A 20,826-nucleotide genomic window follows, 5' to 3' on the forward strand; every position below is an offset into this window, starting at 1 on the left:
CTATTCGTCGCCGAGATAACCCCTGCCAAGCAGGTAGGTTTCCCTTGAGCGACCGCGCGAGGCATCAGGCTTGCGCGTGACAATCTTTTCAAAGCGGCCACGCATGTGCTTGAAATACGCATCGAAGCCTTCGCCGTGAAAAACCTTGATCAGAAAGTCGCCACCCGGACGCAAAACACGCTCGGCCATATCCAGGGCCAGTTCACACAGATACATCGCGCGTGGTTGATCCACTTCAGGGGTACCACTCATATTGGGGGCCATATCGGAAATAACAAGGTCAACCTGCTGATCGCCGATAGCTGCCAGTATCTCCTCGAATACCTTGTCTTCAGTGAAATCGCCCTGAATAAAGGTCACGTCTGGGATGCTGTCCATGGCCAGAATATCGGAAGCAATGATACGGCCCTTCTCGCCAATCAGACGACTGGCAACCTGTGACCAGCCGCCAGGCGCCGCGCCAAGATCGAGCACGGTCATGCCGGGCTTCAGCAAACGATCCTTTTCCTGCACCTCGAGCAGCTTGTAGCTGGCCCGTGAGCGGTAACCGTCTTTCTGTGCCTGTTTGACAAAGGGATCGTCAAAATGTTCTTTCAGCCAGCGCTTGCTGGTCTTGCTCTGTGCCACGGAATACCTCATGCAGCGGAACGCGCCGCCTGTTAAACTGTGCCCATTCTGCTCTGACAGCAGAGGCAAACACCTAATTCATTTTTTCAATGCCGGTAACATCAGATCATTATGACCCTCAGCTCAGCACAGAAGAAAGACCTAAAACGTATTGGCCATCACCTCAAGCCAGTGGTAATTGTCAGTGACCAGGGCGCCAGCGAAGGCGTGTTGTCCGAACTTGACCGCGCACTCAATGACCATGAGTTGATCAAGATACGTATCAGCGTGGCTGACCGTGAGACCAAGCAGGCACTGATCGAACAGGTCTGCAAGACCAGCGGTGCCGAGCTGGTTCAGGTGATCGGCAAGATGGCGATTCTGTTGCGTCGCAACAAGAAAGCCAACCCCAACCTGTCGAATCTGACCCGCTTCAAAGGCCTCTGAGCCAAGCTCCGGTTACAGTCCGCGACCTGATCGCGGCTGTGACGCCGGCTAGCTTGCCGGGGTTTCGTCCGGGCGCGGCTGCAGCGTCAGAATCAAGCCACAAAAGGCGGCAACCAGATAGGTGAACTGCTGCATGTAGTCACCATTGGGATGCCCGGCCAGAACAAAAAAACCGACCACCGCCAACAAGGTCACCATCAGCAACTGCGCGCGCATATCCTGCAGGCAACGGCGCCCAAGGGCAAAGGCAATCACCAGCACCTGCAAAACGACGCAGACTGCCGCAAAGCCCATGACCAGCGGCTGCATGAAGCCGGCAATCTCTTCAACCAGCAACGGCGCCAGGCCAAACTGTTGCAGGGCTGGCAGCAACACGAAGAACAATACCCACATGCCCCCCACCCAGAGTGTCTGCGCCAGTTGCCAGGCAATCCGGCCTCCACGCAAACCCGTAGGGGCGACAGGCGTTGTCACTTGTGACTGACCTCGACAATCTCGTACTCGACGACACCGGCCGGGGTCTTGACCACGGCAACGTCACCCACTTCCTTGCCGATCAGGGCGCGGGCGATGGGTGAGCTGACGGAGATCTTGCCGATCTTGATATCCGCTTCGTCGTCGCCGACGATCTGGTAGGTCACGGTCTCGTCGGTATCGACGTTGACGATCTCGACAGTAGTGCCAAAGATCACCTTGCCGGTAGGCGGAATACTGGTGACATCAATGATCTGGGCGTTACCCAGGCGACCTTCGATATCACGCACACGGGCTTCAACCATGCCCTGCTGCTCGCGGGCGGCATGGTACTCGGCGTTTTCCTTCAAATCACCCAGCTCACGCGCCTCGGCGATGGCCTGGGTGATCTGTGGCCGCAGCACCGATTTAAGGTGCTTGAGCTCGGCCTCGAGGGCTTCTGCGCCCTGTTTGGTCATGGGGTATTTCATCATCAGATTCCTGCGTGCAAGTCTTGCAGACGACGCACGGTCTTTTCCGGACCGAACTTCAGCGCCATGCAAATGGCTTCGCCACCCGCCAGCGTCGTGGTCGAGTAGACCTTGTGCTGCAGCGCGTTGCGGCGAATCGAATAGGAGTCGGCAATCGACTGACGACCTTCGGTGGTGTTGATCACCAGACGGATCTCGTCATTCTTGATCATGTCGACAATATGCGGACGACCTTCTGTCACCTTGTTGACACGACGCACCTTGAGACCAGCGGCTTCAATCACCTTGGCTGTGCCGCTGGTGGCGACCACTTCAAAGCCCAGGGCAATCAGATCACGGGCAACGTCAGCAACAAAAGGCTTGTCGTCACCGCGCACACTGATAAAGGCACAGCCACCGGTGGGCAGCACTTCGTTGGCGCCAACCTGGGACTTGGCAAAGGCTTCAGCAAAGCTGTCACCAACGCCCATCACTTCACCGGTGGATTTCATTTCCGGGCCGAGAATCGGATCAACACCAGGAAACTTGGAGAAGGGGAAGACCGCTTCCTTGACGCTGAAGTACGGTGGCACCACTTCCTTGGTGAAGCCGACTTCTTCCAGGGTCTTGCCCGCCATCACGCGGGCGGCCAGCTTGGCCAGCGACTGACCGATGCACTTGGAGACGAAGGGGACGGTACGCGAAGCGCGCGGGTTCACTTCGATCACGTAAATGGTCTCGCCCTGCACGGCCATCTGCACGTTCATCAGACCGACCACGCCAAGCTCCAGCGCCATCTTCTTGACCTGATCGCGGATTTCGTCCTGAATCGCGGCGGGCAGCGAGTATGGCGGCAGCGAGCAGGCCGAGTCACCGGAGTGCACCCCGGCCTGCTCGATATGCTGCATGATCGCGCCGATCACCACGTTCTTGCCGTCACAGATCGCATCGATATCCACTTCGATCGCACAGTTGAGGAAGTGATCCAGCAGCACCGGGCTGTCATTCGAGACCTTCACGGCATCACGCAGGTAGCGCTTGAGCTCGTCTTCCTGATAGACGATCTCCATGGCGCGACCACCCAAAACATAAGACGGCCGGACAACCAGCGGGTAGCCGATCTTGGCCGCTGCGCTGATGGCTTCATCTTCACTGCGCACCGTGGTATTGGGTGGCTGACGCAGATTCAGGCGCTCGACCATGTGCTGGAAACGCTCGCGGTCTTCGGCGCGGTCGATGGCCTCGGGGCTGGTACCAATAATAGGTACGCCAGCTTCTTCCAGTGCGCGGGCCAGTTTCAGCGGCGTCTGACCACCGTACTGCACGATCACGCCCTTGGGCTTCTCGACGCGGACGATTTCCAGCACATCTTCCAGAGTCACTGGCTCGAAATACAGACGATCGGAAGTGTCGTAGTCGGTGGAGACGGTTTCCGGATTACAGTTGACCATGATGGTCTCGTAGCCGTCTTCACGCATGGCCAGCGCCGCATGAACACAGCAATAGTCGAACTCGATGCCCTGGCCGATGCGGTTTGGACCACCGCCCAACACCATGATCTTGTCACGGCTGCTGGGGTTGGCTTCGCACTCTTCTTCATAGGTCGAGTACATGTACGCGGTATCGGTGGCGAACTCGGCGGCGCAGGTATCCACCCGCTTGTACACCGGGTGCACCTTGAGCTTGTGACGCAGGCTGCGCAGGGTCTTTTCGCTGACGCCCAGCAGGCTGGCCAGACGGATATCGGCAAAGCCCTTGCGCTTCAAGCGGTACATCAGGTCGTGGTCGATGTCGGACAGGCCGAGGGTCTTGACCCGCTCCTCTTCCTTGATCAGGTCTTCGAGCTGAACCAGGAACCAGGGATCAATCTTGGTCAGGTCGAAGATCTGCTCCAGGCTCATGCCGGAGCGGAAAGCGTCGGCCAGATACCAGATCCGGTCAGCACCGGGTACGGTCAGCTCGCGGGTCAGATCGGTGGCAGCATCGGCGCTGGCCAGATCCACCTTGGGATCCAGGCCGCTAACGCCCACTTCCAGGCCACGCAGGGCTTTCTGCAGGGATTCCTGGAAGGTCCGACCAATGGCCATGACTTCGCCCACGGACTTCATCTGGGTAGTCAGCCGCGCATCGGCGTTGGGGAATTTCTCGAAGGCAAAACGCGGGATCTTGGTCACAACATAGTCAATCGCCGGCTCGAAGGACGCCGGTGTGCGACCGCCAGTGATGTCGTTCTGCAGCTCATCCAGGGTGTAACCCACAGCCAGCTTGGCGGCGATCTTGGCAATCGGGAAGCCGGTGGCCTTGGAGGCCAGTGCTGATGAACGCGAGACCCGTGGGTTCATCTCGATCACCACCATGCGACCGTCAACCGGGTTAATGCCGAACTGCACGTTCGAGCCACCGGTTTCCACGCCGATCTCACGCAGTACCGCCAGCGAGGCGTTACGCATGACCTGATATTCCTTGTCCGTCAGTGTCTGGGCTGGCGCTACGGTGATCGAGTCACCGGTGTGCACACCCATGGGATCGAAGTTCTCGATCGAGCAGACGATGATGCAGTTGTCCTTTTTGTCACGGACCACTTCCATCTCATATTCTTTCCAGCCGATCAGCGATTCGTCGATCAGCAGTTCCTTGGTCGGCGACAGGTCCAGACCGCGGTTACAGATCTCTTCGAACTCTTCACGGTTGTAGGCAATGCCGCCACCAGTGCCGCCCATGGTGAAGGACGGACGAATGATGCAGGGGAAACCAACCTGATCAAGGACCTTGTAGGCTTCCTGCATGTCGTGGGCGATACCCGAGACCGGGCAAGCCAGACCAATGGACTTCATCGCCTTGTCGAAGCGCGAACGGTCTTCGGCCTTGTCGATGGTGTCGGCGTTGGCGCCGATCATTTCGACATTGTACTTTTCCAGTACGCCGTGCTTTTCCAGGTCCAGCGCACAGTTCAGTGCGGTCTGGCCACCCATGGTCGGCAACACGGCATCCGGACGCTCCTTCTCGATGATCTTGGCCACGGTCTGCCATTTGATCGGTTCGATATAGGTGGCATCGGCCATGGCCGGGTCGGTCATGATGGTCGCCGGGTTGGAGTTGACCAGGATGACGCGGAAGCCCTCTTCCTTCAGCGCCTTGCAGGCCTGAGCTCCGGAATAGTCAAATTCGCAGGCCTGGCCGATCACGATAGGACCGGCGCCGAGGATCAGAATGCTTTTGATGTCTGTACGTTTTGGCATAGTCGTCTACAAATCCTTGGGGGCTCAGCGGCGCTTGGCCATGGCATCGATGAAACGGTCGAACAGGGGTGCCACATCGTGCGGGCCGGGACTGGCCTCAGGGTGACCCTGGAAGCTGAAGGCGGCTTTGTCTGTGCGTTCGATACCCTGCAACGTGCCATCGAACAGCGACTTGTGGGTGGCTCGCAGGGTCGCCGGCAGACTGGCTTCATCCACGGCAAAACCGTGGTTCTGGCTGGTGATCATCACCACGCCGCTATCCAGATCCTGAACCGGGTGATTGGCACCGTGATGGCCGTGACCCATTTTGAGGGTCTTGGCACCGGATGCCAGCGCCAGCAACTGGTGACCCAGACAGATGCCGAAAACCGGGATATCGGTTTCCAGCACGTCCTTGATCGCCTGAATGGCATAGTCGCAGGGCTCGGGATCGCCCGGACCGTTGGACAGGAACACGCCGTCCGGATTCAGCGCCAACACCTCGGCCGCGCTGGTCTGCGCCGGCACCACGGTGAGGCGGCAACCGCGAGCCACGAGCATGCGCAGGATGTTGTATTTGACACCGTAATCGTAGGCCACAACATGGTAGGGCAGATCAGCATCGGCAATCTCGGCATGGCTATCGGTAGCCAGATCCCAGACCGTGGAGCGCCATTGATAAGGCTGCTTGACGCTGACTTCCTTGGCCAAATCCATACCCTTGAGCCCTGGAAAGCCCCGCGCCAGCTCCAGTGCACGCTCTTCGCTGATGTCATCACCGGCCATGATGCAACCGTTCTGCGAACCCTTCTCGCGCAGGATACGGGTCAGGCGGCGGGTATCAATGTCGGCAATCGCCACCACATTGTTGTCGCGCAGGTAGGCATCCAGTGGTTGCTTGCAGCGCCAGCTGCTGGCCAGCAGCGGCAGATCACGAATGACCAGACCCGCGGCGTGGACCTGGGCAGACTCGACATCCTCCGGCGTGACGCCGGTATTGCCGATATGCGGATAGGTCAGGGTAACAATTTGGCGGGAGTAGGACGGATCGGTGAGGATCTCCTGATAACCGGTCATGGCCGTATTGAACACGACCTCGCCGACACTGTGGCCGTCGGCGCCGATGGCCTGGCCGCGGAAAATGCTACCGTCAGCAAGGGCGAGAATGGCTGGCTTGGACAAGAAAACCTCCGATAGACTGACGCATTTTACCAAACGCGGGCTGCACAAAAGCGGGAATGAGGTGCTGGACACTTCATCCCGCCGCAATGCACTGTCAGATGCGCGCTGAATAGATTGATTAGCCAACAATTGTAACGACTTGCCTGAAGAATATCCACACTGATCAGCGCGCTCTGCGGCACAGTCTGCAGAATACAATCAGCGCCAATGTTTCATTGCCGCCGTCAACTGTGTTAAAACAGCATTGCTACAGCAATAACAGGCATTGCCACGGCCCACTTGCGCTGCAAAACCTGGGCACGTGGCGCAATTTGGCTGCATTGGCTGACAACAACAAAAAAGGACTCGGGGACTACACCATGGTATTGCACCTGAAACGTTTATTAGTGCTGACATTGCTATGTTTGGCGCCCTTGGCTCAGGCCGACATACAACGCCTGCAGACGTTACATGAGCTGCGCAGCGAAGGATTCACCGCCGCCACTTACATGCTGATCGACAACAACCTGTTCGAGCGGGTTCGCGATCCCAGCCATCGCACCACCTATAACCGCTCGCTGGCCAACATGACGCGCATGATCAACCAGCTCGGCAACCCCGATGACCTGGCCGTACTATCCAACACCTTTGTTTTGCTGATCCAGGAACTTGAAGCCATGGGCGAAGACCAGGCCCACTACAGCCTGTCTACGGTAAACCGCATCATGCAGGCACATGGCGAGTTTGACCGCGTTGCTGCACGCCATTACGCCGAAGCCATTCCTGCTGCCAATGCGCCGGAACGCCTGCTGACCCTGCATCAGCAGAGCCTGGAAACCAGCCAGATCCTGCTGCTGTATCAGAACAATATGTTCAGCTCGGTCGGCGTGTACTTCCTGGAGAACCAGGACGGTTTGTTCGATATGCTCGATCAGAGCATCGTAGCTCGTGCCCTGCAGTTGAAAAGCCTCTACCCTGAACAATCTGATGCCCTGCTGCGCCTGGAAAAACAGTACAACTTTATCCAGCCGCGCCTGCAGGATCCGCTGAACAACTGGGTGCCATCCATTGCCGCTTTTTACTTGCAGCGCAATGTGAAGACCCTGAACGACCTGTCACGTGAACAGGTGCTCGGCGAAGCCTGATCCAGTCGATTTAACACAGGCATAAAAAAGGGGCGGTGATCACAGGATCACCGCCCCTTTTTTTGCATGCCGACATCAATCCTTCAGCGACAACACATCCTGCATGTCATACAAACCGGGTGCGCGATCACTTAGCCACAACGCCGATCGCACAGCGCCCTTGGCGAACGTCATGCGACTCGAGGCCTTGTGGGTAATCTCCACCCGCTCACCTTCGGTAGCGAAGAGTACGGTGTGATCACCAACGACATCACCTGCCCGCACCGTCGCAAAACCAATGGTCTCGCGCTCACGCGCACCGGTCTGCCCTTCACGCCCATACACGGCCACCTTGGCCAAATCGCGACCCAGCGCATCAGCCACGACTTCACCCATGCGCAGCGCAGTCCCTGAGGGCGCATCAACCTTGTGCCGGTGGTGGGCCTCGATGATTTCGATATCGGCCTCATCGCCCATGACCCGTGCGGCCATATCAAGCAGCTTGAGGCAGAGATTGACCCCCACACTGAAGTTCGGGGCAAAGACGATGGGTATATCCCGTGCGGCGTCCGCCAACAGCTGCTTCTGCTCGTCACTGAAGCCCGTGGTACCAATGACCATGGCCTTGCCAGCGGCACGGCAGAGCGCCAGGTTGACCAGGGTGCTGCTCGGGTGAGTAAAGTCGATCAACACATCGAAATCATCCAGCACCGCACGCAGATCACCAACTATGGTCACATTCAGACGACCAAGACCAGCCAGCTCACCGGCGTCAGCACCGACCAGGGTGCTTTCCGGCCGCTCAATGGCAGCGCTGAGTTGCGCGCCATCCGCCTGCCCGACCGCTTCAATCAAGGTCTTGCCCATGCGTCCGGCCGCACCGATAACCGCTATTCGTCTCATGCCTGCTCCGCTCAGAATTTCATGTCTTCAAAGAAGTTCTTTACCCCATCGAACCAGCTCTTGGCCCGCGGCGATTGATCCGCGCCTTCGGCCTGGAGGGTTTCACGCAACTCCTGCAGCAGCTCACGCTGACGCTTCGTCAGGTTGACCGGGGTTTCGACCACCACGCGACACAACAGGTCACCTGGCGCGCCACCGCGCACCGGTACCACACCCTTGCCACGCAGACGGAACAGCTTACCGGTTTGCGCGCCCTCGGGAATCTTCAGCTTGACCCGACCATCCAGGGTTGGTACTTCCAGCTCACCACCCAAGGCCGCATCAACAAAGCTGATCGGCACTTCACAATGCAGGTTCTTGCCGTCGCGCTGGAACAGCTTGTGTTCACGCACCGACACCACCACGTACAAATCACCGGAGGGGCCGCCATTCACACCGGCCTCACCCTCACCCGCCAGACGGATACGGTCACCGGTATCGACACCGGCCGGGATCTTGACCGACAGCGTCTTCTGCTCTTCCACCCGGCCGTGACCGTGGCAGTCATTACAAGGGTCGGTGATCATCTTGCCTGTGCCATGGCAACGCGGACAGGTCTGCTGCACCGAGAAAAAGCCCTGCTGCATGCGCACCTGGCCATGCCCACCACAAGTAGTACAGGTAACCGGGCTGGTGCCCTTTTTGGCGCCGCTGCCATCGCAGGTTTTACAACCCACCAGCGTGGGTACGCGAATCTTCTGCTCCGAACCCCTTACCGCCTCTTCCAGATCCAGCTCCAGGGTATAACGCAGATCGCTGCCGCGCTGCGCACTGGAACGACCACGGCCGCCGCCACCACCAAAAATGTCACCGAAAACATCACCGAAGATATCGGAAAAGTTGCCGCCACCAAAACCGGCGCCACCTCCGCCCATGCCCTGATCGACTCCGGCATGACCGTACTGATCATAGGCCGCACGCTTTTGCGCGTCGGTCAGGACTTCGTAGGCCTCATTGGCCTCCTTGAATTTGTCTTCCGCCGCCTTGTCATCCGGATTGCGGTCCGGATGGTGCTTCATGGCCAGCCGGCGATAGGCCTTTTTCAGCTCTGCCTCGCTGGCACCGCGCTCCACACCCAGCACTTCATAGTAATCACGCTTGGCCATCGTTCTGATTTCCTTTGACGGGATGAATAAGGCACCCCTTGGCACAAACGGCAACGCGGGAATAGCTCCCGCGTTGCCTGGTGATAATCTGCCACCCCCGCCAGGACGGGGGTGACTGCCCTAGTGTCAGGACTTATTTGTTGTCCTTGACCTCTTCAAACTCGGCATCGACAACATCATCACCGGCATCCTGCTGACCGCCATCCTGGGCACCGCCTTCAGCGGCCTGTGCCTGCTCGGCGTACATCTTCTGAACCAGCGGACCGGACGCTTCAGACAAGGCATTGATCTTGGCTTCAATCTCGTCCTTGCTGTCGCCCTTGATCGCCACTTCCAGATCAGCCAGCGCTGTCTCGATAGCGGTTTTCTCGGCATCGGTTGCCTTGTCGCCGGCTTCCTTCAGCGTCTTGCGGGTCGCATGCACCAGCTGATCGCCCTGGTTGCGGGCGGTAGCCAGCTCCTCGAACTTGCGATCTTCATCGGCGTTGGCCTCGGCATCGCGCACCATCTTCTCGATCTCTTCTTCGCTCAGACCGGAAGAGGCCTTGATCACGATCGACTGCTGCTTGCCAGTCGCCTTGTCCTTGGCCGAAACGTTGAGAATACCGTTGGCATCCAGATCGAAGCTGACTTCAACCTGGGGTACGCCACGCGGTGCCGGCGGGATGTCGGCCAGATCGAAGCGACCCAGCGACTTGTTCTGTCCGGCCTGCTTGCGCTCACCCTGCAGCACGTGAATGGTCACGGCCGTCTGGTTGTCATCAGCGGTCGAGAACACCTGCGACTTCTTGGTCGGGATGGTGGTGTTTTTCTCGATCAGCGTGGTCATCACGCCACCCATGGTTTCAATACCCAGCGACAGCGGGGTCACGTCCAGCAGCAGCACGTCTTTCACGTCACCGGAGAGCACCGCGCCCTGAATCGCAGCGCCTACGGCAACGGCTTCATCCGGGTTGACGTCCTTGCGTGGCTCCTTGTTGAAGAACTCGGCAACGGCCTTCTGCACCATCGGCATGCGGGTCTGACCACCGACCAGAATCACTTCGTTGATCTCGGATACATCCAGACCGGCATCCTTCATCGCCACTTTGCAGGGCTCAAGGCTGCGCTTGACCAGATCTTCAACCAGCGACTCGAGTTTGGCCCGGGTCACCTTGACGTTCAGGTGCTTGGGGCCGGACGCATCAGCGGTAATGTACGGCAGGTTGACGTCGGTCTGGCTGCTGGAAGACAGCTCGATCTTGGCCTTTTCAGCGGCTTCTTTCAGGCGCTGCAGGGCCAGCGGATCGTTGTGCAGGTCAACGCCGTTTTCCTTCTTGAACTCCTCGGCCAGATAATCGATCAGACGCATGTCGAAATCTTCACCACCGAGGAAAGTATCACCGTTGGTGGCCAACACTTCGAACTGGTGCTCGCCGTCAACTTCGGCAATCTCGATCACCGACACGTCGAAGGTACCGCCACCCAGGTCATACACCACGATGGTCGAGTCGCCACGGGCCTTGTCCATGCCGTAGGCAAGGGCAGCGGCGGTCGGCTCGTTGATGATGCGCTTGACGTCAAGACCGGCGATGCGACCGGCATCCTTGGTAGCCTGACGCTGACTGTCATTGAAATAGGCCGGAACGGTGATGACCGCCTCGGTCACAGGCTCACCCAGGTAATCCTCGGCGGTCTTCTTCATTTTTTTCAGCACTTCGGCAGAAATCTGCGGCGGCGCCATTTTTTCGCCCTTGACCTCAACCCAGGCATCGCCGTTATCCGCCTTGACGATCTTGTAGGGCACCAGCTTGATGTCCTTCTGGACCACGTCTTCTTCAAAACGACGGCCGATCAGACGCTTGACCGCGTTCAGGGTGTTCTGCGGGTTGGTGACCGACTGGCGCTTGGCAGACTGACCAACCAGGGTTTCGCCGTCGCCGGTGAAGGCAACAATCGACGGGGTGGTTCGGCCGCCTTCGGCGTTCTCGATCACCTTGGCCACGCCGTTTTCCATGATGGCGACACAGGAGTTGGTAGTCCCCAGGTCAATACCGATAATCTTGCCCATAACATTTTCTCCGATTCTGCATGCCGCGGTTACCGGCGGCGTGGTTTAAGTCTTGTGATGAACCCTAGATGGGGTCAGCGAAAATAATTTCAAGCCTGCTCGTCAATTGAGGTCGCATCCGGCTTGCCACTGGTAGCCTTGCTGACCACCACCATGGCCGGGCGCAACAGCCGCCCGCTGATGGTGTAACCCTTCTGGAATACGCGGATCACGGTATTGGGTTCGACATTACCGCTCTCTTCCATGGCCATGGCCTGATGGAGCTCCGGATTGAAGGGCTCGCCATGCGGATCAACCGGGGCGATCTGAAAACGGCCCAGGGTCTCGGCAAACATCTTGATGGTCAGCTCCATGCCTTCACGCATGGGCTTGATGGCTGCATCGTTGGGATCCGACAGCTCCAGACCACGCTCCAGGCTTTCCAGCACGGGCAGCAGATCCTGGGCAAAACGCTCGAGGGCGAACTTGTGCGCCTTCTCCACATCCTGCTCGGCGCGACGGCGCACGTTCTGGACGTCAGCGGCGGCACGCAGCAGCTGGTCCTGCGCTGTTGCCAGCTGCTCTTCCAGGCTCTCTACACGTGCGGCCAGGTCATCACCCGTAGTGACATCAACGCCATCGTCACTCTGTGCCTGTGCGGCCTGATCCTGTCTGTGTTCGTCTGACATCGGCTTCTCCCCTTATACTGTCGGGCGCTCCAGCACCCATCCAACGAATAGTTGCACCCTATATGGGGACTTTGTTCGCCGCTTCAAGGGCTAATGAACAGAGACTTGTCTGCCCCAACCAAACTACTGTATAAATAACCAGAGTCTTTTTCGTGGAGTACTGTCATGCTGGTGCATCTGGCGGTGAATAATTATGCGATTGTCGATCATCTGGAGCTGGAGCTCGCCAGCGGCATGACCGTGATCAGCGGAGAAACCGGCGCCGGCAAGTCGATCATGCTTGACGCCCTGGCGCTGACCCTGGGTGATCGCGCCGACAGCGGTGCAGTGCGCCCCGGCACTGACAAGGCCGACATTCTCGCCACCTTTGACATCAGCCATATCCCCGAAGCCCACGCCTGGTTGGCCGAACGCGACCTGGCCAGCGACGAGCCACAGGTTATTCTGCGCCGGGTAATCACCGCCGAGGGTCGCTCACGCGGCTATATCAACGGCAGTCCCTGCCCGCAGCAGGATCTCAAGGCGTTGGGTGAAATGCTGATTGACATTCACAGTCAGCACGAACACCAATCCCTGCTCAAGGTCGACACCCACCGCCGCCTGCTCGACGATTACGCCGGCTGCAGTGAACTGGCAAGGCAGGTACAACTGGCCGCACAGCGCTGCAAACAAACCGAACAGGCGCTGACCCGCGCCAGCCAGCAGGGCGATGAGGTCAGTTCACGTCTGCAGCTGCTGACCTATCAACTGGAAGAACTGGATAACCTTAGCCTGCAGGATGGCGAACTGGATGAACTGGAGCGCGAACAGCGCCAATTGGCCAATGCCGAGCAAATCATGCAGTCCTGCCAGCAGGTCATCAATCTGTGCAGCGAAAATGATTCCGGCAGCGTCCTGCAGGCCCTGACCGCCAGCCTCAGCCGTCTCAGTGGCCTGGCAGAACACAGCCGCAACCTTGACGAAGCCCACAATCTGCTGGCCAGTGCGCAAATTCAGGTTGAGGAAGCAGTCGGCGAACTGACCCGCTATCTGGATCATTTCGAGGCTGACCCCGAACGTCAGCAAGTGGTCGAAGAGCGCCTTGGCCTGATCCACGATCTGGCCCGCAAGCACCGGGTCAACCCGGAAGAACTGCCTGCCCTGCAGCAGCGCCTGATAGACGAACTTGAAAGCCTGCAACAGCAGAATCTGGATGCCGACCAACTGGCGGAAGAGCTTGAAGCCTACCGCGAGCACTACCAAAAACTGGCGGAGGAGCTGTCGGGACTGCGCAAAACCGCTGCGGAAAAACTGGAAAATGCCGTCACCCATGAAATACAGCAACTGGGCATGCCCGGTGGGCGCGTGCAAATTCAGCTCAGCCCGCAGGAACTGAACACCAGCCCGCCACATGGGCTGGAAACGGTTGAACTGCTGATCAGCGCCAACCCCGGCCAGCCGGCCAAACCCTTGGCCAAAGTGGCCTCGGGTGGTGAGCTGTCACGTATCAGTCTGGGCATACAGGTCACCACAGCTCAAACCTCACGGGTGCCGACGCTGGTCTTTGATGAAGTGGACGTGGGTATCGGCGGCCCCACCGCCGAGATTGTCGGCGGCATGCTACGCCGTCTGGGTGAGCATGGTCAGGTGCTGACCGTCACCCACCTGCCCCAGGTCGCCGCCCAGGGTCACCACCATCTTTTTGTGCGCAAGGAGCAAAGCAGCGACTCCACCAGCACCCGGATCGACAATCTGAATGCCGATGGCCGCATCAATGAAGTCGCGCGCATGCTGGGTGGAATCGATATGACCGAGGAATCGCTGGCCCACGCGAAGAAGCTGCTGTCGGCGGTCTAGCTGGAAGCTGGAACAGTCTGAGCTCGCGACCTTGCCTGTCAAGTCAATATAAGTGAGCGCGCCGCACGAATCACTTCAAGCTTCCAGCTTAAAGCTTCGAGCTAAAGAAAAAGGCGCCTAGGCGCCCTTTTTCTTTACATACAAAACCAGATTATGGTCCACAAGCTCAAAACCGTGCTCCTTGACAATCTCGCGCTGCCGGCGCTCGATCTCCGGATCAAAAAATTCCACCACTTCGCCAGTATCGACACAGACCATATGATCATGGTGATCGCCGTCGGCCAGTTCGAACACCGCATGGCCGCCATCAAAGTTATGGCGCACGACCAAACCAGCGGACTCGAACTGGGTCAGAACCCTGTATACGGTAGCCAGACCAACATCTTCGTCGGCTTCCATCAGTGCCTTGTAGACGTCCTCGGCGCTCATATGACGTTCCGCAGAGTTGTCCAGCATCTGCAGGATTTTCACACGCGGCAGGGTGACCTTAAGGCCAGCTTTACGGAGTTCTTGATTCTCAACCATGTCAGTTTCTCGTTCAGCGCTTCGCAGGGCGGGATCAGTCGGGTATGATTCAGGGCTATTCAGCCATTTCACGATAGTGGATGTTACCACGCGATGCCAATTAGCTTACACCGAATCCTCTGTATCCTTATGTGTGCCTCCCTTCTGGGTCTTGCTGGCTGCAGCTTTCCGGGCGTCTACAAGATCGACATTCAGCAGGGCAATGTCGTGACGCAGGAGATGGTCAACCAACTGCGTCCGGGCATGACCAGCCGCCAGGTGCGCTTTATCATGGGCACCCCCTTGATTCAGGATACCTTTCATCCAAATCGCTGGGACTATCTCTACAGCATGCAGGCCGGCCACCAGACACGCACTCAGGAACGGGTCAGCCTGACCTTTGAGAATGATCTGTTAGTCGGACTGGCTGGCGACTTTATTCCAGGCACCAGCCGAGATGAAGCGATCATGAGCCGAGACAGCGCTGCAGACCCGGTAATTGAAACCTACCCTGTCGATATGGGCGCGCCGCTGGGTACAGGCGAGTAATAAAAAAAGGGGCGGCCTTTCGGCAGCCCCTGTCCTTATCCGATCAGACCATCACCCGCTTCAGTCTTCCTTTGCTTCCTTGGCCTTGGCCGCGCGCTGCTTGCGTACTTCCTTGGGGTCGGCCAACAGAGGACGATAAAGCTCAACTCGCTCACCCGACTGCAAAATCCGCTCATCCGGCTTGGCTACAGCCTTGCCGAAAATACCCATAGGACAACTTTCAACATCAAGCTCAGGAAAGTGCGCCTGGATATTCGATAATCTGGCAGCCTGCAGCATGCTGGTACCCACCGGCACACTCAGACTGATGATCTTTTGCTTGTGCGGCAGCGCATAGGCCACCTCAACCACCATACTTGCCTCAGCCACCGTACAACTCCTTGGCCCTTTTGCAGAAGGCCTCCACCATATTGTTGGCCGCCTGGTTAAACAGCGGCCCAAGGGTCGCCTTGACCACCGGACCGGCGTAATGAAAGTGCAGGTCAAGGCTGATCTTGCAGGCCTGTGCTCCCAGCGCCTTGAACTCCCAGACCCCATGCAGATCGGAAAACGGCCCGTCTTCCAACCGCAACTCGATACGCTCACCCGGAATCAGACTATTACGCGTGGTAAAGGCCTGGGTTATTCCCGCCTTGGCCACGGTCAGTCGAGCCCGCATGGTGTCGTCGCTCTCGTGCAGAATCTCGGCGCGCGCACACCAGGGCAAAAAGGTCGGATAGGCCTCAACCCGGTTAACCAGGTCAAACAGCCTTTCAGCCGGATACGGTAGCAACGCCGAGCGTTGAATATGGGTCATGGCCTGTTCACTTGAATCTCGTCAGTCACTAAAGATTACGGCGTATTTCCTGCCCCATGGCATCCAGGCGACTATATCACGTGGCTCGCACGACCCTGGCAGCAGTGAAAAACAGCCGCATTGTGCGGATTTTGCCCTTGAGCGACAAGGCCCGTGTAGCCGAACGCCCGGCCAGGCCCTATAATGCGCCGCCTATGAGCAAGCAAAACAAATCCCCGGCCAACAGCGGCACCATTGCGCTGAACAAGAAGGCCAAACATGAGTATTTTGTCGAAGAACGCTACGAAGCCGGTGTCGCACTAACCGGCTGGGAAGTGAAGAGCCTGCGTGCCGGCAAGGTTCAGCTGGTCGACAGCTACGTGCTACTCAAAAATAATGAAGCCTTCCTGTTCGGCGCGCTCATTACGCCGCTACAGACCGTCAGCACCCATGTAATCGCCGACCCGACCCGTACCCGCAAGCTACTGCTCAAGGCCCGAGAACTCGACAAGATCATTGCCGCTGTTCAGCAGAAAGGCTTCAGTTGCGTACCCATGGCGCTGTACTGGAAAGGCCATCTGGTCAAATGCGAAATTGCCCTGGTACGCGGCAAGAAAGACTTCGACAAACGCCAGGTAGAGAAAGAGCGCGACTGGGTTCGGGAAAAGGCCCGCGTGGTTCGCGATAACCATCGCTGATCTTTTTTTGTCGTTTTCCAATCTTTTTTTAATTACGGCCTGAACTTTAGTGCAATCGCTCTAGTCACAGTTACATAGCAGGATTGGTCCGCTCCACCAGTCCGGTTTATGACCAAGCAAAGCAAGTCTTATACCCCGCCCTGCGGGGTATTTTTTTGCCCGGCAAACACCCCTTGGCCTGCAACTGCGCCTATCAACCACTGAACCTTTCACGTACAATCCTGTCTGTACCATTGACCATCATGGTTTTGGGGCCGATTTGGATTCGACGACGGTTACAAAACTTGAGGGGCATGCCGAGCTGGTAGCAGAACTCGTAAATTCGCTGCTGCAAACTTATAGTTGCCAACGACGACAACTACGCCCTAGCCGCTTAAGCCGGCTAGCAGCCTCTAGGGGATGCCTGTAAACCCGAAGATCTGGCTGTCATATAGAACAGGATCGCCGCCAAGTTCGCTGTAGACGTAACGGCTAAAACTCATACAGCTCGCTCCAAACACCCTGCCACTCGGGCGGTGAGGAGTTAACTAAATAGAGATGGCTAAGCATGTAGAACCGATAGCGGCGGACTGGCGGACGGGGGTTCAAATCCCCCCGGCTCCACCAAATACAGGTTTACGGGTGCTTGCACTCGTTCCTAAACAACACTGAAACCCCTGATTTAGACGATAAATCAGGGGTTTTCTTGTTTTTGCACGTTTCTCCTTTCGCACACAGAAAACACCACACCTTGTATCCCGCCATGTATCCAGTCACGAAAATTGAACTGGTGGATACAGGATTTTCCTCTAAGGCCGCGCTGATACTGGATTTCAAGAAAGAAACTGGATCCTTAGTCAGGAATCAACCACTGACACATTTCCATGCCAAAGAATTTGCTCTAATTCGCTGTTTCACAAAATTACACAACCCTGCCGCACCACCTAATTGCTCACAGTTAGCGCAGCTTGTTGATGGCGCGTTGTTTCCTAACTCGACTCTGCCCAGCAAGCCTGTCAATTAACTTTATCGGAGCAATACATTATGAAGAAGAAAGATATCAATCGACGCCCGATGGCTGATCGCACACTCAGTACGCTTGAGCCAGAGCTTAAAGAGTACCGCGTATTCGATAGCGAAGGCCTCTATTTCAGGGTCATGCCTAATGGCAAAAAATCCTGGCAACTGCGCTTCAAAGTCAAGAAAACAGGCAAGTGGACGTGGTACGGCATGGGGTCTTACGGTACAGGAGCAAACCAGCTCACTGGCGCAGAAGCTCGAAAAAAAGCACGTGAACTATTAACCCGGGTTGCACAGGGTGAAAATCTCCACGCTGAAGCATCCCTTACAAAGTCCGAGTCCGACTTACAGTTAACTTTTGCCCACATCGCAAAGCAGTGGTTGGACACGATGGTTCCGCGGTGGTCGTCTGGTACCTTTAAGCGGTCATCTGGCGCGTTCGAGAAGCATGTTCTACCTTATTTCGGAGATCGAAAAATCAATGAAATCAGTGCTATGGAATGGTTTCAACGCTTCCAGCATATGGAGCAGCAGGGTATCGTTGAGCAAGCTGGGCGCGTTCGAGCAAACTGCCAAACTGTCTACGAGTGGGCCATTATCCAAAATAAGGTACTGGTAAACCCACTGGCCTCACTTCACAAATTTTTGCAAAGCCATGATGCAGTAAACTTTCAGCATGTCTCTGCCGATGAGCTGCCCGCACTTACAAGGGCAATCAGAAGCTACCCACATGCCACAGACGTTCGCATCGGCCTACAGCTACTGCAAATACTTTTTACCCGGCCCAGCGAGCTGCGCGAGGCTAGATGGGACGAGTTTGACTTAAAAAATTCGCTTTGGGAGATCCCGGCGGCACGGATGAAAAAGCGCAAAGAGCACCTTGTCCCACTGCCTAAGCAAGCCATCACATTACTCGAAGAGCTCAGGAGCATTACCGGTCCATATAAGTGGCTTTTCCCCGGTAGAAACGACATATCCAAGCCTCGAAGCAACACTGCTTTTTTGATGGCACTTAGACGTCTGGGATATCAGGGCAAGCAAACCGGGCATGGATTTCGGCACATTGCCAGCACCCTATTGAACGAAAATGACTTTGATTCTGATCACGTTGAGGCACAGCTTTCGCATATTAAAGAGGGCGTTCGCGGTGTGTATGACAAGGCGAAGTACCTGAGGCAGCGTCGGAAAATGTTGCAGTGGTACGCAGACCACCTGGACATGCTTGCGGAAAAACATTGATCACAAAAGCGTCTAATTGAGCAAATTGCTGAATTAGACGCACCAAAATGAGTGGATTGTTTCGCATCATGTGTTTTCCATTACTATCTTGAGGTCCAAAAATGATTACTCCCAATAACCAACTTGTCAGGCAAGCTCGTGTTTTGCAGCAGCTGGACCTTTCCAGGAGCGGCCTTTACAAGCTCCGCCAGAACGATCCTTCATTCCCTCAACCGGTCAAGCTTGGCGATTCAACTCAAGCTCCTGTGTACTTTTTACAGGATGAGATAAATGCTTGGCTTGATAGTCACATTCAGCGCCGAAATTGTTAATGAAGGAGCTAAGATGCGCTTTTTACGCTTACCTGCAGTCATTCACCGTACCGGACTCGCTCGGTCAACCATCTACCTACGTATCGCGGAGGGAAGCTTCCCACGTCAGCATCACATCGGCGCCCGCGCCGTTGCTTGGCTGGAATCGGATATCGATGAATGGATGAATCAAATAGCAGAAAACCAGACTCCCTTGTGAGCTGGGGGCCTGATTGTGGCGCACGAGCGGCAGCTCGCTGCGCCACAACCTCGTCTAATACCGATTTACAGCACTCCCCGACGATTCCTACCTTTAGATCTGATCACCTTCGCCACCACAGGTCGTCCACCTACTCTTGGATCAGACCGCATTTTCAGTGGACCGAACCAGTACTCTTCACGCCCTAGCAGCTGAACCAACAAACGCAAGCTACGGATATACTCGGCACAAGTTGCCTCACTGTAACCTTGACTGTGTAGCCAAGAATTACGCAGATAAAAAACATGTTTCAAGCGAATTTGGTTGGCATGTGACACTTCAGAAAAGTGGTCAGCAACGGCGTCGCAGAGGGCCTGTATCTGCCGCCGAGTCCGCTTGATGGTTACCGACGAAGTATTTTCTGCATAACGCAAACGCTCGAAAATCGGTTGTGCATTCATCAGTAACCTCCGACGTAGCAAGTTGCTACTTGCTCACGAGCATGTCCAAGGATACGCGCAACGTGCATACGCGCTTTTCTATCTAGGTACCTACTTGGCTTAACTAGTCCCATAGGCCTAAGACCAGCAACCAATGTGTACTCGTCAACAGCACATGCTGCTCTCAATGCTTTGAAGTCTTTGAAACCAAAACGCTGCAAAACTCGGCGGCAGCGGCCCAGTTCGCCAGAGTAGAAAATCCGAACGTTCTCACATTTTGCGAGCAAACAGCTTGAGTCTTGGGGCTGAACACTGAGCGCAAACTCCAACGCCTCCGCTCGTGCAGGTGTGACATCAAGCCAGCGGCGTGCGTCCTTTCTGCCACCTTTGCACCCATCAAGTATCCAAGCCTTTCCATATTTTTTAACTTCGTGATGCATACGCCCGAGATCCTGCAAAGCAGCCTCTTGCGCACGCATACCCCATTCCCGCATCAGCCGAATAGCAGCAGCACCACGCGGGTCGCCTTTTTTCAGCATCACCTCAGTTGCAGCTCTAACTCTTGCATGATCAGTACAGGGCAAATCCGTGCGCACATATCGTCGCGATGCTTGCAGGGACTTTCGTGGAGAAATCGAGATTCGATTATCACGCCGCATAGCGAACATGACTGTGTTCACTGTCGAAAGTAGATTGTGCGCGTAAGCCACAGAAATCTGCCTGTCGACACTCTTTCCTTCAATGCGACATTTCAGATAAGCCGCGTATTCAGACAACGTCGATTGACTGATCTCGCGAGCATCAAAAATGCCCTGCTTGGTACAAAAACTTGCAAAAACAACGATCCGTAGTCGGTGCGCGCGCTGAGTACCAAAATGCTGCCCATCACCATAAAACACGCCAATCGCTTGCCGGAAGGCATAGATCAACTTCCTTCCGTAACCATAATTTTTCCTCACACTACTCATAAAACTGTCCTTCTCAAATAAGTTGTATTGTCGATTGCAGCATGACGTAGCCAGCCCACCTGATCGGGTCTTTGAGCCGCTACG

At 56.4% G+C, this 20,826-nt stretch carries 22 protein-coding genes and 1 other RNA gene; 9 read left to right on the forward strand and 14 right to left on the reverse strand.

Annotation, left to right across the window (positions count from 1 at the left end; translation table 11 throughout):
• On the reverse strand, positions 1–627 hold the full coding sequence (gene rlmE / locus AC27HQ_RS16080) for a 23S rRNA (uridine(2552)-2'-O)-methyltransferase RlmE (protein WP_487157221.1): 627 nt from the start codon (positions 625–627) through the stop codon (positions 1–3).
• Positions 628–738: 111 nt separating this feature from the next.
• On the opposite strand from rlmE, the gene yhbY reads away from it, so the two are divergent.
• A complete protein-coding gene (yhbY, locus tag AC27HQ_RS16085; protein WP_487157222.1) occupies positions 739–1,053 on the forward strand; it encodes a ribosome assembly RNA-binding protein YhbY in 315 nt (104 codons plus the stop codon).
• 48 nt (positions 1,054–1,101) lie between these two features.
• Here the strand turns inward: yhbY and AC27HQ_RS16090 are convergent, their stop codons facing one another.
• From AC27HQ_RS16090 to carA, 4 genes are read right to left on the reverse strand one after another with little or no spacing between them, the layout of a single operon-like run.
• Positions 1,102–1,527: a DUF4149 domain-containing protein gene (locus AC27HQ_RS16090; RefSeq protein WP_487157223.1), complete on the reverse strand. Its 426-nt coding sequence runs from the start codon at positions 1,525–1,527 to the stop codon at positions 1,102–1,104.
• Positions 1,524–2,000, reverse strand: a complete 477-nt coding sequence (greA, locus tag AC27HQ_RS16095; protein ID WP_487157224.1) for a transcription elongation factor GreA — start codon at positions 1,998–2,000, stop codon at positions 1,524–1,526. The genes AC27HQ_RS16090 and greA overlap by 4 nt, the downstream gene beginning before the upstream one ends.
• Positions 2,000–5,215, reverse strand: coding sequence for a carbamoyl-phosphate synthase large subunit (gene carB, locus AC27HQ_RS16100; RefSeq protein WP_487157225.1), 3,216 nt, complete (start codon positions 5,213–5,215; stop codon positions 2,000–2,002). Before carB ends, greA begins: the two co-directional genes overlap by 1 nt.
• A gap of 24 nt (positions 5,216–5,239) precedes the next feature.
• On the reverse strand, positions 5,240–6,376 hold the full coding sequence (gene carA / locus AC27HQ_RS16105; RefSeq protein ID WP_487157226.1) for a glutamine-hydrolyzing carbamoyl-phosphate synthase small subunit: 1,137 nt from the start codon (positions 6,374–6,376) through the stop codon (positions 5,240–5,242).
• Between the two features lie 359 nt (positions 6,377–6,735).
• Here carA and AC27HQ_RS16110 point away from each other — a divergent pair, with 359 nt between their 5' ends.
• On the forward strand, positions 6,736–7,500 hold the full coding sequence (locus AC27HQ_RS16110; protein ID WP_487157227.1) for a hypothetical protein: 765 nt from the start codon (positions 6,736–6,738) through the stop codon (positions 7,498–7,500).
• A 75-nt stretch (positions 7,501–7,575) separates the two neighbouring features.
• Here the strand turns inward: AC27HQ_RS16110 and dapB are convergent, their stop codons facing one another.
• The 4 genes from dapB to grpE form a co-directional block, all read right to left on the reverse strand.
• Positions 7,576–8,382, reverse strand: coding sequence for a 4-hydroxy-tetrahydrodipicolinate reductase (gene dapB, locus AC27HQ_RS16115; RefSeq protein WP_487157228.1), 807 nt, complete (start codon positions 8,380–8,382; stop codon positions 7,576–7,578).
• 11 nt (positions 8,383–8,393) lie between these two features.
• The gene (gene dnaJ, locus AC27HQ_RS16120) at positions 8,394–9,527 is read right to left on the reverse strand and encodes a molecular chaperone DnaJ (RefSeq protein ID WP_487157229.1); all 1,134 of its coding nucleotides are present in this window, start codon (positions 9,525–9,527) and stop codon (positions 8,394–8,396) included.
• 133 nt (positions 9,528–9,660) lie between these two features.
• A complete protein-coding gene (gene dnaK, locus AC27HQ_RS16125) occupies positions 9,661–11,577 on the reverse strand; it encodes a molecular chaperone DnaK (RefSeq protein ID WP_487157230.1) in 1,917 nt (638 codons plus the stop codon).
• A gap of 89 nt (positions 11,578–11,666) precedes the next feature.
• Positions 11,667–12,245, reverse strand: a complete 579-nt coding sequence (gene grpE, locus AC27HQ_RS16130; RefSeq protein WP_487157231.1) for a nucleotide exchange factor GrpE — start codon at positions 12,243–12,245, stop codon at positions 11,667–11,669.
• 165 nt (positions 12,246–12,410) lie between these two features.
• Between grpE and recN the strand changes: the two genes are divergently transcribed.
• A complete protein-coding gene (recN, locus tag AC27HQ_RS16135; RefSeq protein WP_487157232.1) occupies positions 12,411–14,081 on the forward strand; it encodes a DNA repair protein RecN in 1,671 nt (556 codons plus the stop codon).
• A 117-nt stretch (positions 14,082–14,198) separates the two neighbouring features.
• Here the strand turns inward: recN and fur are convergent, their stop codons facing one another.
• Positions 14,199–14,606, reverse strand: a complete 408-nt coding sequence (gene fur, locus AC27HQ_RS16140; protein ID WP_487157233.1) for a ferric iron uptake transcriptional regulator — start codon at positions 14,604–14,606, stop codon at positions 14,199–14,201.
• A gap of 129 nt (positions 14,607–14,735) precedes the next feature.
• On the opposite strand from fur, the gene AC27HQ_RS16145 reads away from it, so the two are divergent.
• On the forward strand, positions 14,736–15,134 hold the full coding sequence (locus AC27HQ_RS16145; protein ID WP_487157234.1) for an outer membrane protein assembly factor BamE: 399 nt from the start codon (positions 14,736–14,738) through the stop codon (positions 15,132–15,134).
• Between the two features lie 60 nt (positions 15,135–15,194).
• On the opposite strand, the gene AC27HQ_RS16150 is transcribed toward AC27HQ_RS16145, so the two are convergent.
• Positions 15,195–15,488 (reverse strand): RnfH family protein, encoded by a 294-nt coding sequence (locus AC27HQ_RS16150; protein WP_487157241.1) that lies wholly within the window; start codon positions 15,486–15,488, stop codon positions 15,195–15,197.
• Positions 15,489–15,495: 7 nt separating this feature from the next.
• Positions 15,496–15,930 carry a type II toxin-antitoxin system RatA family toxin gene (locus AC27HQ_RS16155; RefSeq protein WP_487157235.1) on the reverse strand — a complete coding sequence of 145 codons (435 nt, stop codon included), beginning with the start codon at positions 15,928–15,930 and terminating at the stop codon, positions 15,496–15,498.
• Positions 15,931–16,124: 194 nt separating this feature from the next.
• Between AC27HQ_RS16155 and smpB the strand changes: the two genes are divergently transcribed.
• From smpB to AC27HQ_RS16180, 5 genes are all read left to right on the forward strand, one after another.
• The gene (gene smpB / locus AC27HQ_RS16160; protein WP_487157242.1) at positions 16,125–16,607 is read left to right on the forward strand and encodes an SsrA-binding protein SmpB; all 483 of its coding nucleotides are present in this window, start codon (positions 16,125–16,127) and stop codon (positions 16,605–16,607) included.
• A 250-nt stretch (positions 16,608–16,857) separates the two neighbouring features.
• Positions 16,858–17,213: a transfer-messenger RNA gene (gene ssrA, locus AC27HQ_RS16165) on the forward strand.
• Positions 17,214–17,630: 417 nt separating this feature from the next.
• The gene (locus AC27HQ_RS16170) at positions 17,631–18,845 is read left to right on the forward strand and encodes a tyrosine-type recombinase/integrase (protein ID WP_487157236.1); all 1,215 of its coding nucleotides are present in this window, start codon (positions 17,631–17,633) and stop codon (positions 18,843–18,845) included.
• A gap of 101 nt (positions 18,846–18,946) precedes the next feature.
• A complete protein-coding gene (locus AC27HQ_RS16175) occupies positions 18,947–19,156 on the forward strand; it encodes a helix-turn-helix transcriptional regulator (RefSeq protein ID WP_487157237.1) in 210 nt (69 codons plus the stop codon).
• The gene (locus tag AC27HQ_RS16180) at positions 19,116–19,355 is read left to right on the forward strand and encodes an AlpA family transcriptional regulator (RefSeq protein WP_487157238.1); all 240 of its coding nucleotides are present in this window, start codon (positions 19,116–19,118) and stop codon (positions 19,353–19,355) included. The genes AC27HQ_RS16175 and AC27HQ_RS16180 overlap by 41 nt, the downstream gene beginning before the upstream one ends.
• 65 nt (positions 19,356–19,420) lie before the next feature.
• Here the strand turns inward: AC27HQ_RS16180 and AC27HQ_RS16185 are convergent, their stop codons facing one another.
• Positions 19,421–19,795 carry a hypothetical protein gene (locus tag AC27HQ_RS16185; protein WP_487157239.1) on the reverse strand — a complete coding sequence of 125 codons (375 nt, stop codon included), beginning with the start codon at positions 19,793–19,795 and terminating at the stop codon, positions 19,421–19,423.
• Positions 19,795–20,826, reverse strand: a 1,032-nt coding sequence (locus AC27HQ_RS16190; RefSeq protein ID WP_487157240.1) for a hypothetical protein, incomplete at its 5' end; no start/stop codon positions are given. The genes AC27HQ_RS16185 and AC27HQ_RS16190, both read right to left, overlap by 1 nt.

It is taken from the genome of Halopseudomonas sp. 4NH20-0008 (assembly GCF_057548395.1).

Bases quoted from the DNA above. Each gene is read 5' to 3' on its own strand.
- AC27HQ_RS16180 (WP_487157238.1), top strand. From the start codon at position 19,116: ATGCTTGGCTTGATAGTCACATTCAGCGCCGAAATTGTTAATGAAGGA.
- dapB (WP_487157228.1), bottom strand. From the start codon at position 8,382: ATGAGACGAATAGCGGTTATCGGTGCGGCCGGACGCATGGGCAAGACC.
- smpB (WP_487157242.1), top strand. From the start codon at position 16,125: ATGAGCAAGCAAAACAAATCCCCGGCCAACAGCGGCACCATTGCGCTG.
- greA (WP_487157224.1), bottom strand. From the start codon at position 2,000: ATGATGAAATACCCCATGACCAAACAGGGCGCAGAAGCCCTCGAGGCC.
- dnaK (WP_487157230.1), bottom strand. From the start codon at position 11,577: ATGGGCAAGATTATCGGTATTGACCTGGGGACTACCAACTCCTGTGTC.
- carB (WP_487157225.1), bottom strand. From the start codon at position 5,215: ATGCCAAAACGTACAGACATCAAAAGCATTCTGATCCTCGGCGCCGGT.
- yhbY (WP_487157222.1), top strand. From the start codon at position 739: ATGACCCTCAGCTCAGCACAGAAGAAAGACCTAAAACGTATTGGCCAT.
- fur (WP_487157233.1), bottom strand. From the start codon at position 14,606: ATGGTTGAGAATCAAGAACTCCGTAAAGCTGGCCTTAAGGTCACCCTG.
- AC27HQ_RS16155 (WP_487157235.1), bottom strand. From the start codon at position 15,930: ATGACCCATATTCAACGCTCGGCGTTGCTACCGTATCCGGCTGAAAGG.
- dnaJ (WP_487157229.1), bottom strand. From the start codon at position 9,527: ATGGCCAAGCGTGATTACTATGAAGTGCTGGGTGTGGAGCGCGGTGCC.
- AC27HQ_RS16170 (WP_487157236.1), top strand. From the start codon at position 17,631: ATGAAGAAGAAAGATATCAATCGACGCCCGATGGCTGATCGCACACTC.
- AC27HQ_RS16175 (WP_487157237.1), top strand. From the start codon at position 18,947: ATGATTACTCCCAATAACCAACTTGTCAGGCAAGCTCGTGTTTTGCAG.
- AC27HQ_RS16150 (WP_487157241.1), bottom strand. From the start codon at position 15,488: ATGGTGGTTGAGGTGGCCTATGCGCTGCCGCACAAGCAAAAGATCATC.
- AC27HQ_RS16185 (WP_487157239.1), bottom strand. From the start codon at position 19,795: ATGAATGCACAACCGATTTTCGAGCGTTTGCGTTATGCAGAAAATACT.
- recN (WP_487157232.1), top strand. From the start codon at position 12,411: ATGCTGGTGCATCTGGCGGTGAATAATTATGCGATTGTCGATCATCTG.
- grpE (WP_487157231.1), bottom strand. From the start codon at position 12,245: ATGTCAGACGAACACAGACAGGATCAGGCCGCACAGGCACAGAGTGAC.
- AC27HQ_RS16145 (WP_487157234.1), top strand. From the start codon at position 14,736: ATGTGTGCCTCCCTTCTGGGTCTTGCTGGCTGCAGCTTTCCGGGCGTC.
- AC27HQ_RS16110 (WP_487157227.1), top strand. From the start codon at position 6,736: ATGGTATTGCACCTGAAACGTTTATTAGTGCTGACATTGCTATGTTTG.